This is a genomic window from Desulfobotulus sapovorans DSM 2055 (assembly GCF_059569355.1).
Window position 1 is genome coordinate 112,986 of record NZ_JCANVJ010000001.1, and the last position, 12,134, is coordinate 125,119.

Sequence of the window (12,134 nt, forward strand, 5' to 3'; positions counted from 1 at the left end):
GGAGAGGACTCGTGTGGTCTTTGTCCCTGATGGCGATACCCTGCGTCTTGAAGATGGTTCCTGGGTACGGCTTATTGGTATTGATGCACCGGAAGTACGTCAAAAGGACAAGAAGGGGAGTTGTGCAGGAGACCTTTCACGCAGGGCACTTCTGGATCTGGTCGGGAAAAAATATGTACGCATCCACAGTCATGGAAAAGACCGTTATGGGCGTGTTCTGGCCAGGGTGTATCTTGAAAATGGTCTGCTTGTGAATGAGGAAATGCTGCGCAGGGGGATGGCCTGGGTTTTGATTCATGGGAAGCCCGACCCCTGGATATCTGCCTGGATGGACTTACAGAAAGGGGCCATTGCGGGAAGACGGGGGATATGGCCCCAGGTTTCACAACAAGTCTTTGCTGTTGTGGGCAACCGACGGTCGTACCGTTTTCATCGTGTAGACTGCCATTATGCACATAAGATCCGTACCCGGAACCGTATTTATTTTTCATCCCCTCACCAGGCATTTCTGGCAGGCTATGCTCCTGCACGGGAGTGTCTCCCTGATCCTGTCTGCCACTGAAGATGTCTTTGTCAGGATTCCGGGGAAGAAAGCTTGACATACTGTCCCAGGTATTGGTGCAGGCTGGAAAGTACACCCGTAAAAATACGCTTTCCTACGACAAAGGCATAGCTGTCGTTCACATCCCCGCAGAGTTCCGCATAGCAGAGGCCCACTTCCGATCCCGGATCTTCCTGCTGTTTGGCTTTGGAAAGTGCTGAGACATACAGATCCAGACGATGGCGCAGGGTGGCAAAATAATCGATATCTGTACCGGATTCCCTGCACAGAGTATCGATTTCTTTTGAAAGTAGGGCGATACGTTGCCAGAATTCTTCGCTGAGGGACGTTTTTGCGGGATGATCCGATAAGAGAAAGGCGAGGCCCCATCCCACGGATAAAATTTTCAGCAGACGCAGCTCATACTCCATGGTGGGTTTTTGGATGCGGCTGATATCGGGAAGTCCTTCTACAAGGGGAAGAATGTCCGTACTGTGAGTGGCATAACTGACCAGGGCTTCGGAAAGGGTGGCGATGGTTTGCGGGTCTTCCATGGTGCGGACAATTCTCCCATGAGGTCTTGATGGTTGCAGATCAGGGGGGGTGCGTTCCCAGGATGCGGTTATCCTGAGAACGCTGCGAGGGATACAAATTTCTTTTGGAAATGAATGGAGGGGTACGAAACTGGACGGTCGGATCAGTTTTCCGAGCCAAAGCGATAGATCAGTCCGGCCCATGTCAGTCCTGCTCCCAGAGCACTGAGCAGTATGGTGGCCTTTTCCGTCTTGACACGTCCGGTTTCGATGGCCTCATCCAGGGCGATGGGTATGCTTCCTGCCGTGGTGTTGCCATAACGCATGATGTTGTGGAAGACTTTGTCTTCGGCTACCCCAAGGGATTTCTGGTAAAACTGGTTGATGCGCAGATTGGCCTGATGGGGAATGATCAGATCAATATCTTCCAAAGCGAGTCCGGCTTTTTCGAGAACCTCATAGGTTACCTCAGGAAGGCGTCGTACGGCATGTTTGAATACGGTTTTTCCATCCATGACAGGATAGTGCCGACCCTGCTCCAGCATTTCAACGGTAATGCGTTCGGTGTAGCGGGATGCAGGAACTTCCAGCATGAGGCTCTGGGCATGACGTCCCTGGGCATGGAGCACCGTTGCCAGTATGCCGATGTCTTTATCCGTATCCACGCCTTCCACACAGGCTGCGCCTGCTCCATCACCAAAGAGCACAGCAACATCCCTTCCCCTTGTCGTGATATCCAGGCCGGAGCTGTGAACCTCTGCCCCCACAACAAGAACACGGTTGGCCATACCGGCCTTGATGTAGGCATCGGCCGTGGCCAGACCATAGAGAAATCCAGTGCATTGCTGGCGGATATCCAGGGCAGGAGTGGTATCCAGGCCCAGCTTGTCCTGCAGAAGGCAGCCTGATCCGGGAAAAAAGATGTCCGGACTTAAGGTGGCAAAAATGATGAGATCCAGATCTGTGGCCTGCCATCCTGCACGGCTGAGGGCAATACGGGAAGCCTCAAGGCCAAGGTCTGAAGCACCGACTCCGCCTTCTTCGGGAATCCAGTAACGTTGTTCAATGCCTGTGCGCTGTTGGATCCATTCATCTGTGGTATCCATGCGATGGGTCAGGTCTTCATTGGTGACAAGGCGGGGGGGGACATAGCGACCGGTGCTGCGTATGAGGCTACGCTTCATGGGAACTCCTCTTGGGTTCTGGTTGGGGGGAATCTTCCGGGAACAGATTGGAAGGCGAAAGAACAGAAGGCCTGATGAATTTTGAGTGCTGTTTCCCTGGCATTCCCCTGGATCTGCATACCGTTTCGGCTGCACTGGGAAGATAACAAAAGCCTTTTCAAATGAGAAGAAAAAGCTTGAAAAAAGACTTGTTCAAAATATCGGGATGTATTTTTATTCGGGGGCTTGTTTGATTTGAAAAGGGATCTATACGGACGAAAGGGATTTTGGGGGAGAGGATTACCGCCGGACGCCCTGGTCGAAGGGGCATCCGGCATGGCGGGGCTTCGGGTGGGATCAGGATGAGGAACCGGATCATATCCGGTTTCTTTTGAGAGGGGACTGGTTTTTGTGTGACAAAAACCCGACCGGGGTAGGAGTGAGAATCCTGTAACGAATTCTTTTAAATCTTAATGCATGGTTTATGCCAGACACTGAAATATTTTGATGGATTTGTTTCTGATTTTTTATATATTTGAATTTAAAATACATAATTTATGTAATGCTATTTTTTTGTCATCGGATATAAAAAAGCTTTCCCGATTTGGGCATTTTTTTTCGGAAAACAAAAAAAGATCTGGATAAAAAAAACACACCCGGTTAGAGGCCGGATATAAAAGATGCGCCTTTCGATATTGTCAAACCTGATCCGGGGACTTGGATAATCATTCAGCAGCGATCCCCTGATGGACTCTCTATAGATGGCAAAAATGAAAGATTACAATCCCCCGGAAGATCCAGTCAGCTGATCCTTTGCTGGGGAAAAATCCCTGCCCGTTTAGAAAAAAACTCTGCACTTGTTAGAGGGGCAGGGATTGGTTTTCAGGAAAGCCGGGAAAGGCGGCCAATGAGGCCCATGGTCTGATAGGCAAGGTGGGCGGTCAGAAAGTCCGCATGGTGCAGGCCTTCGATGGGGGCAAGCTCCACAAGGTCAAAGCCTGCGATCTTCCGGCTGCTCACGGCCTTTGCGATGATATCCAGGGTCTGGTACCAGGAAAGTCCGCCGGGTACAGGGGTGCCTGTGGCGGGCATGATGGCGGGATCCAGGCCGTCCACATCAATGGTGAGCCAGATGCGTTCGGGAAAATCTTCGGGCAGGAGCCTGTCCGGAATTCCGGACAGGGCCAGGGCGGCAGCATCGAGGTGTCTTACGGGAAATGCCTCCCGGAAGTCCGCCTCTTCTGAGGAGAGGGCACGGATGCCCACCTGAAAGACCTGATGCCCCATGTCCAGAGCCCGGCGCATGACGCAGGCGTGGCTGTAGGGATTGCCCTCGTAGCTGTCCCTGAGATCGGCATGGGCGTCGATCTGCACCACACCAATTTCTCCGAAACGCTCCTTTGCGGCCATGAGGCCGCCAAGAGTCACCGTGTGCTCCCCTCCCAGAAGGACAGGGATGTGGTATCGGGCCAAAACCCCCTGACAGGCGGAAGCGATGCGGGAGAGTACCTTGGCCGGGCCGGATTCGCAGGCCACGGGCGGGTGGGTCCAGATACCGAGCCTTGCGGGTTCATCCACGCCGTCAAAGCGCTCCAGCTGTTCCGAAGCCTTTAAAATGGCCGAAGGCCCCTTTGCCGTACCTCCGCCATAGGAGACGGAAGCTTCCCAGGGCACGGGAATGACGTGGAAGAGGCAGTTTTCCGGGGCGTTTCCGGGGTTTTCCGAGGCAAGAAAAAAGGGGTAGGCGCTGGGGATTTCCATGAAAGACTTTCCTTATCCGGGATGAAAATGGCAGGCCGGAGCCTGCCATCTTGAGGTTTCAATCTTGTTTTTTTGTCATTCAGCCCAGCCGGGTCTTGAAATCCCCGTAGCCGAATTCCCGTTCCAGATGCAGCCTGCCGTCCATGTCCAGGCGGTAGATGGAGGGCAGGCGGATGCCGTTGAAGGTGTTGGTTTTCACCATGGAGTAGTGGGCCATGTCCGTGAAGACCAGCCGGTCGCCCACGGTAAGGGGAGTGTCAAAGCTGTAGCGGCCGATATTGTCCCCGGCAAGGCAGGAGAGGCCTCCCAGCTGGTAGGTGTGGGCCTTTTCCCCCTCTTCCCCGGCTCCGATGATCTGCGGCCTGTAGGGCATTTCCAGCACATCGGGCATGTGGCAGGTGGCGGAGGTGTCGAGAATGGCGTGGGTATCCGGGCCGGAGCCCGCGATGTCCAGCACCTCGGCCACCAGAAAGCCCGTATCCAGGGCAATGGCTTCACCCGGTTCCAGGTACACGGGGATGTTGTTGAAGCGTTTTCTGAAATCCGTGATCAGGCGGCAGAGTTTTTCGAGGTCATAGTCCTGCCGTGAAATATGATGGCCGCCGCCGAAGTTCACCCATTTCATGGAGGGGATGAATTCCCCGAAGTGCTGGACAAAACCTTCCAGCACGATTTCCAGTTCATGGCTGTTCTGCTCACAGAGGGCGTGGAAATGCAGTCCTTCGATGCCTTTGAGAAGATCGGGCCGGAAGTCCTTTGGCCTCACTCCCAGGCGGGAGCCCGGTGCGCAGGGGTCGTAGATGGCCACCCGGCCCACGGAGCGTTCGGGATTCACCCGGATGCCGCAGCTCACTTTCCTGGGGCAAGCCGCCACCATGGGCCGGAAACGCTCCCACAGGGAAAAGGAGTTGAAGACCAGATGATCGGTGAGGGCAAGAAAGCTGTCCATGTCCTCTTTGCTGAAGGCGGCGGCAAAGGCGTGCACCTCGCCGCCAAAGCTTTCCTTTCCAAGCATGGCCTCGTGCACGGAGCTGGCGCAGGTGCCGTCAAGGCTTTTCCGGATGAGAGGAAAGGTGGAGAACATGGAAAAACCCTTTAAGGCCAGAAGGATGTGGCATCCCGTACGGGCCTTCACCTCCCGCAGGCGGGCAAGGTTTTTTTCAATGCGCCTTTCATCCACCACAAAGGCGGGCGTGGCGATGGCGTGGGGGGCAAAACCCAAGGCTTCCCCGAGACTGTCCGTTGGCATCAGAGAATTACTTCCTTCCAGGGCAGTCCGTGCTGGTTCAGGGCTTCCATGAAGGGGTCGGGATCCAGCTCTTCCATGTTGAAGACTCCCTTGCCCGTCCATTTGCCCGTGAGCATCATTTTGGCGCCGATCATGGCCGGTACGCCCGTGGTGTAGGAGATGGCCTGGGAGCCCACTTCCGCATAGGCCTCTTCGTGGCTGCATATATTGTAGATGTAGACGGTTTTTTCCTTTCCGTCCTTCACCCCCTTCATGAGGCAGCCGATACAGGTACGGCCCTTGGTGAGGGGCCCGAGGCTGCCGGGATCGGGGAGAACGGCCTTCAGGAATTCGATGGGCGCGATCTTCTGACCCTTCACGTCCACGGGATCAATGCGGGTCATGCCCACATTCTCCAGCACTTTCAGGTGGGTGAGGTAGGCATCGGAAAAGGTCATCCAGAAGCGGGCGCGCTTCAGGCCTTTGAGGTTCTGCACCAGGGATTCCAGCTCCTCGTGGTAGAGGAGAAAACATTTTTTGGGGCCGATGCCTTCGGGGAAATCATAGGTCATGGACCAGGAGAGGGGATCGGTTTCCACCCATTCGCCCCTTTCCCAGTATCGGCCCCTCTGGGTGATTTCCCGGATATTGATTTCCGGATTGAAGTTGGTGGCAAAGGGCTGGCCGTGGTCCCCTGCGTTGCAGTCGATGATGTCCAGCACATGGATTTCGTCAAAATGGTGTTTCTGGGCGTAGGCGCAGAACACATTGGTGACGCCGGGGTCAAAGCCGCTGCCGAGGAGGGCCATGAGACCCTTTTCCTGAAAGCTGTCCTGATAGGCCCACTGCCACTTGTATTCGAACTTGGCCAGATCCGGGGGCTCGTAGTTGGCGGTGTCGAGATAGTGCACGCCCGTTTCCAGGCAGGCATCCATGATGGCGAGATCCTGGTAGGGCAGGGCCACGTTGATGACCATTTCCGGCTGAAACTCCCGGATGAGGGCCACGGTCTGGGCCACATGGTCGGCATCCAGCCCTGCCGTGCGGATGGGCCGGGGAAGCTGGGCTGCAATGCGGTCACACTTTTCTTTTGTGCGGCTTGCCAGCATGATTTCGGAAAAGACTTCGGGCAGCTGGGCACACTTGTGGGCCACCACCTGACCGACACCGCCAGCTCCAATGATGAGAACCTTGGACATGTTTTGTCTCCTTTGTGTCTTGCTGAAAACCCTGGGGTTTTTTCCTTCCGGTTTCCAGCATGTCTCAGCGTTCGTAGTAGGTGTAGCCCCGCAGCCCCGTTTCATAGGCCTGCATGACCTTGTACCGGTCTTCCACACTGATGAAGCCTGCCTTGATGGCCGCCTCTGCCGTATGACGGAAACGTTCGGCCATATTTTTCGGGCTGTACTCCACATAGCTCAAGACGTCGGCCACGGAATCCCCTTCCATTTCCTTGACATAATCCAGAGTGCCGTCTTCCCGGATGCGTACACTGACCACATTGGTGTCGCCAAAGAGGTTGTGCAGATCCCCGAGGGTCTCCTGGTATGCGCCCACAAGGAAGGCACCGAGGTAGTATTCCTCGTCTGGCTTCAGTTCATGGAGAGGCAGGGATTTTCTTACCCCGTGGATATCAATGAAGCTGTCGAGTTTGCCGTCGCAGTCACAGGTGATGTCCGCGATCACGGCCTTCCGGGTGGGTTTTTCAAGAAGCCTGTGCACGGGCATGATGGGAAAAAGATGGTCAATGGCCCAGGCGTCGGGAAGGCTCTGGAAAACGGAAAGGTTACCGTAATAGATGTCCGCCAGGGCGTCGTCCAGCTCGCTGAGTTCCGGTGGAATACGGGGAAGCTTTTTCACATCCGAGGCGATGCTGTGGATGATGTGCCAGAAGATGGTTTCTCCCAGAGAGCGTTCCCTCAAGGAGACCGCACCATGCTGAAAGCGCTGGCGCAGTTCGTCCCTGTAGTAGATGGCGTCGTTGAAGCACTCCTGAAGGTTGCGCAGGCTTAAGGAGTGCAGCACGTCCACAAGGTTTGCGATGATGTCCGGAGCGTCTTCGGGGATGTCACTCAGAAAGGGCTGGGGTTCCAGGCGGCTCACGTCCAGAATATTGAAGAGCAGTACAGAGTAATAGGCCACCGTGGCCCGGCCTGATTCCGTGACGATGATGGGATGGGACAGCTCTTCTTCGTCCATCACCCCCATGACCGTTTCCACGATGTCGGCACAGTATTCGTCAATGCTGTAGTTTCTGGAACTGGCGAAGTTGGTGTGGGAGCCGTCGTAGTCCACGGCCAGCCCCCCACCGAGATCCAGATAGCCCATGGACGCCCCTTCACCGATAAGCCCGGCGTAAATACGGCAGGCTTCCAGTACGGCATTACGGATATCCCGGATGTTGGGAATCTGGGAACCCAGGTGATAATGCAGCAGCTGGAGGCAGTCGAGCATGTCCACATCCCGGAGCCGGTCCACGAGGCTCACCACCTGGGTGGTGTCAAGGCCGAAGATGCTGCGGTCTCCGCCGGAATCCGTCCAGTGGCCTCCGGCCTTGGAGGCCAGCTTGATGCGGATGCCGATGCGGGGTCGTACATCAATGATGGCGGCCCGTTTGAGAATCAGCTCCAGCTCTCCGGGCATTTCCACTACGAGAAAGCAGGGAAAGCCCATCTTGCAGGTCCAGAGGGCGAGATCCACGAACTCCTCATCCTTGTAGCCATTGCAGATGATGCAGGCTTCGGGATCCTTCAGAAAAGAGAGGGCTGCGATGAGTTCGGCCTTGGAGCCAGCCTCAAGCCCGTGGTGGTAGCGGGAGCCGAAGCTGGCTACTTCTTCCACCACCTGTTTCTGCTGGTTGACCTTGATGGGATAAACGCCCCTGAAGCTGCCCTTGTAGCCCGCATTTTTGATGGCTCCGGCAAAGGCCGAGTGCAGGTGGGAAATCTGGGAGTCGAGGATATTTTCAATGCGCAGCAGAACGGGCATCTCCTTGCCCCTTGCCCGGATGCCTGCGATGAGTTCCGGGATGCTGATGCAAAGATCCTTGCGGTCAGGGATGGGGGTGATGATGACTTCCCCAGCCTGGGAAATGTCGAAATAACCGGCTCCCCAGTTCCGGACGCCGTAGAGATCCAGGGCGTTTTCAAGGGTCCAACGGTCAAGAGAATGTTTTTCGAGCAATTCCAGATCCTTTTTATGCTTTAAGGGTTCTGTTGTGGGTGTCTTTTTTGAATAAGACCCCAGGATATCAGAATAAAAAACCGCAGATAGGGGCCAGGGTTTCTTATTGCGGCAGGTGCGGCTCGCCCTTTGACAAGGGTTTTCAGAGTGCTTCTGGTTTTTCCGGTTTTCTTTTCCAGTACCCCCGTACCTGCCCAGAGAGCAGCAGGCAGAGATAACTGATGGCGGCCAGTACCACAATGGTGGGGCCTGCAGGCAGATCCATCTCAAAGCTTAAGCCAATGCCACCCGTGGTAAATCCCATGGAAAAAAGTACGGCAAGTCCCATCATGCCTGCAAGACTGCGGGAAACCTGTCCGGCCATGGCCGCAGGCAGGGTCAGCATGGCAATAACGAGAACAATGCCCACTACCCGGATCAGGAGCACAATGCTCAGGGCTGTCAGCATCAGGAGAAGAAAATAATAAAAATGGGCAGGCACACCGCGCAGAGAGAGAAATTCTTCATCAAAGCACAGGGCTACAAGTTTGTTGTAAAAAAGGATGGCCAAAAGCACAATGAAAGCGGCCAATATGGCCATGAGCTTGAGATCTCCTGGCCCGATCATGAGAATATTGCCAAAAAGAAAGCTCATGGGATCAATGTAAGCGGCTGTTTTTGCCATAAAAAGAAGCCCGATTGCCATGCCGACGGCCCAGAGGGCATTGATGACCATATCTTCTCTTTGTTTGGCTTTGATGTTGACAATACCGATAATCAGGGCAGCCAGAACAGCAGATCCGAGGGCACCGACCACAGGATCCCAGAATAGGGAGGTACTCCTTTCCTGCATGAAAAGGGAAAAGCCAATCCCTCCGAGTACACAGTGAGCGATGGCACCGGCAATGGTGCTGATCCGGCGAGCCACCACGTAGGCACCGACAACCCCGAAGCTGATGCTGGAAAGAAGACCTGCGGCCAGCGCATAGCGCAGAAAGACAATATCCGGGTCAAGGAGAATCGTGATCAGGGATGACATGGGTATGCCCCTTTTCCGTGCAGCGGTGGTCGTGGCGTACCATCTGCATGCTGCAGTTGTAGATGTCCTGGATGGCGGTACCCGTCAGTTCCGTTGTGGGATGCACCACCACCTTGCGGTTGACGCAGAGAACACTCCTGACAATGGCACTGACAAAACCCATGTCATGGGACACCATGAGTACGGTGATTTCCCTGGAAAGCTCCTGAAGCAGGGCCATGAACCTGCTTTCGGTCTGGGAATCCACATTGGCCGTGGGTTCGTCCAGCAGAAGCAGCTCCGGATCGCAGGCAAGGGCTCTTGCGATCATCACCCGCTGGCGCTGGCCGCCGGAAAGATCGGAAAAGGGGCGGTTGGCCAGCTTTTCCATTTCCACATGGGCAAGACAGTCCATGGCCCGCATGCGATCTTTTTTATCCGGCCATCCGAAAAAGCCTCTTACCCCCCTGTGCCCAAGACGCCCCATGAGAACCACTTCCTTCACGGTAACGGGAAAATCGGGGTCAAAATGCAGGTACTGGGGCATGTAGCCGATCCTGGATCTTGCGGACGTGGGGTTTTTGCCAAAAAGCGTGACGGTACCGGAAGAGGGGGGGAGCATGCCGGTCATGAGTTTGAGCAGGGTGGTCTTGCCGCCTCCGTTGGGTCCCACCATGGCCACAAGCTCCCTGGGCCAGATGGCAAAGCTGACATTTTCCAGTACGGGAACGCTATTTTCATAGGCAAAGGTCACCTGCTGAAAGCGTACAACGGCTTCGTCCATGGAGCCTCGGTATGGTTTGGGGGTTTTGCCCTGGGAGCAAAGTCGGGGCATGGCGGGTTTTCAGGAGGGCTGCCGCCGCGTCGGCATTTTCCCTGCATGTGACATATTGCGGTCTGATTTTCAATAGTTTTCCTGTGCTGTCTTTTAAGGATGGAGAAAAAGTCCGGGGAAGAGAGCGTTTGCAATGCTTTTCAGGGTGTGTATGGCTTTGTGTATTTAATGCGTAGGTTTTTTTTTTGACAGATGGTATTCTTGCCAGTGTTCTGGGGCTGAGGAACGCTGTTGTTTATCGTTATGCTTCTGAATGTCCGATAAACGGCCGACAGCCTTTGATAAAACCATCTTTCTGCCAGGAAGATCGGCTTGTGCATGGAGCATATATCCGTGCAGACCCGTAAGAGTCCGAAGCACATGTGGAGTTTTTTAAGGATCCGTCGATCCTTTCCGTAGACGGCAAGGATCTAACAGCAGATTTTCCCACAGTTTTTGCGGGAAAGGAGGAAGAATATGCAGTTTCTGGAGTGTAACACAAGGCCCATGCGAAGTGCGGTCTTTGTGGATTTTGATAATATTTTCATCCGGCTTTCGGAGCTGGATGTCAATATTGCACGAACCTTTGCCACCCGGCCCCTGGACTGGATTTCCTGGCTTGAAAATTCCCTGCCGCCCTATGCGGGAATTGATGCCGGAGCCAAGCGCAATATCCTGGTGCGGCGCTGTTACCTGAACCCGAAAAGTTTCGGGAATTTCAGGCCCTATTTTATCCGGGGTGCCTTTGAAACCGTGGATTGCCCCAGCCTGACCACCCAGGGGAAAACCAGTGCAGATGTGCATATGGTGGTGGATCTTCTCGATCTTCTCGATCACAAGGTCAATTATGATGAATTTATCATCATGAGTGCGGATGCAGACTTTACGCCTGTTCTTTTAAAATTGCGCAAATGGGACAGAAGAACGGCGGTGCTGGCCGTAGGTTCCACATCACCTGCCTATCGGGCTGCCAGCGACCTTGTCATTGATCAGGATGCCTTTATTGAGGAAGCACTGGGAGGAGGGCTGGGCTATTCGGAACCTGCCCGGATTATCCGCAGACCCGATGCTGGAGGCAGTGCATCCATATCTCCGATCACTTCCGGTATTCTGAGCGCAGCAGGAGGGGCTGCGGTTTCCGAGACCTCACCTTCCTCTCCCTCACCGGCTTTGATCCAGACGGCCCTGACTCCTCCTCAGAACGGGGCTCATGCAGGAAATGGCATCGGTTCCCAGAAGGATCGGTGTTCCCGTCTGGTGCAGACCTTTGTGCGATCCTCACCCGAAGCGGTGACCATGGCCCAGCTGGCCTACCGTATCCGTCAGGCCTTTCCCGATGTGGGCATGGACTGGCTGGGCAGAGGCAGCTTTAAACTGTTTCTGTCGGAGCTGGATCTGGGACATCTGGCCACATCCCCTGTCATACCAGGCTATGTCTATGATCCTGGCCGCCATACCGTTCCGGCAGGGGATACGGGCATACGGGATGAAGCTTTTGAAAATCGGGAACCTGATCTGGCAATCCTGGCCCGCAAGGTACACGATTTAACGGATACTCCCTATCTCTCCCCGGATCATTACGGTCTGCTTTTTTCTGCCATTGCCCAGGAAATCAACCAGTCCGGCTACAACATGACCACGGTCTCCAAGGCGGTTCGGGATCGCTGTAAGTCAAAGGATGTACCTGTGGCACGGCAGCATGTGAATTTTGTATTGAGGGGGATTGCCTTTACGGGACATCGCTTCGGAGAACGCCGGGAATCGGCACGGGTGCTGGCAGACCGGCTCCTGGCCAATACCCTGAACCTGTGTGAAAATGCCCAGCTTTCCCTGAGTGAAGGGGAGATGGACTCTCTGCGACGCTGGTTTGTGTCCGGGCTGGACAAGGATACGGCCTGAAAAAATAGTGGAAGC

At 54.8% G+C, this 12,134-nt stretch carries 10 protein-coding genes; 2 read left to right on the plus strand and 8 right to left on the minus strand.

All coding sequences use genetic code 11. The features are described from left to right. The first annotated feature begins 13 nt into the window (after positions 1–13). Positions 14–562: a thermonuclease family protein gene (locus BR04_RS00415; RefSeq protein ID WP_496354003.1), complete on the plus strand. Its 549-nt coding sequence runs from the start codon at positions 14–16 to the stop codon at positions 560–562. 11 nt (positions 563–573) lie between these two features. On the opposite strand, the gene BR04_RS00420 is transcribed toward BR04_RS00415, so the two are convergent. The 8 genes from BR04_RS00420 to BR04_RS00455 form a co-directional block, all read right to left on the minus strand. Next, positions 574–1,095, minus strand: a complete 522-nt coding sequence (locus tag BR04_RS00420; RefSeq protein ID WP_496354004.1) for a hypothetical protein — start codon at positions 1,093–1,095, stop codon at positions 574–576. Between the two features lie 143 nt (positions 1,096–1,238). Continuing rightward, entirely contained in the window at positions 1,239–2,258 is a 1,020-nt protein-coding gene (locus BR04_RS00425; protein ID WP_496354005.1) for a 3-oxoacyl-ACP synthase III family protein, read from the minus strand. A gap of 861 nt (positions 2,259–3,119) precedes the next feature. Further along, the gene (speB, locus tag BR04_RS00430) at positions 3,120–3,998 is read right to left on the minus strand and encodes an agmatinase (protein WP_496354006.1); all 879 of its coding nucleotides are present in this window, start codon (positions 3,996–3,998) and stop codon (positions 3,120–3,122) included. 79 nt (positions 3,999–4,077) lie between these two features. Further along, a complete protein-coding gene (gene nspC, locus BR04_RS00435; RefSeq protein WP_496354007.1) occupies positions 4,078–5,247 on the minus strand; it encodes a carboxynorspermidine decarboxylase in 1,170 nt (389 codons plus the stop codon). Continuing rightward, on the minus strand, positions 5,247–6,425 hold the full coding sequence (locus BR04_RS00440; protein WP_496354008.1) for a saccharopine dehydrogenase family protein: 1,179 nt from the start codon (positions 6,423–6,425) through the stop codon (positions 5,247–5,249). Before BR04_RS00440 ends, nspC begins: the two co-directional genes overlap by 1 nt. A gap of 64 nt (positions 6,426–6,489) precedes the next feature. Continuing rightward, entirely contained in the window at positions 6,490–8,409 is a 1,920-nt protein-coding gene (gene speA / locus BR04_RS00445) for a biosynthetic arginine decarboxylase (RefSeq protein WP_496354009.1), read from the minus strand. Between the two features lie 142 nt (positions 8,410–8,551). Then, a complete protein-coding gene (locus tag BR04_RS00450; RefSeq protein WP_496354010.1) occupies positions 8,552–9,427 on the minus strand; it encodes a metal ABC transporter permease in 876 nt (291 codons plus the stop codon). Continuing rightward, a complete protein-coding gene (locus tag BR04_RS00455) occupies positions 9,399–10,190 on the minus strand; it encodes a metal ABC transporter ATP-binding protein (protein WP_496354011.1) in 792 nt (263 codons plus the stop codon). Before BR04_RS00455 ends, BR04_RS00450 begins: the two co-directional genes overlap by 29 nt. 507 nt (positions 10,191–10,697) lie before the next feature. On the opposite strand from BR04_RS00455, the gene BR04_RS00460 reads away from it, so the two are divergent. Then, positions 10,698–12,119: an NYN domain-containing protein gene (locus BR04_RS00460; protein ID WP_496354012.1), complete on the plus strand. Its 1,422-nt coding sequence runs from the start codon at positions 10,698–10,700 to the stop codon at positions 12,117–12,119. Positions 12,120–12,134 lie beyond the last annotated feature (15 nt).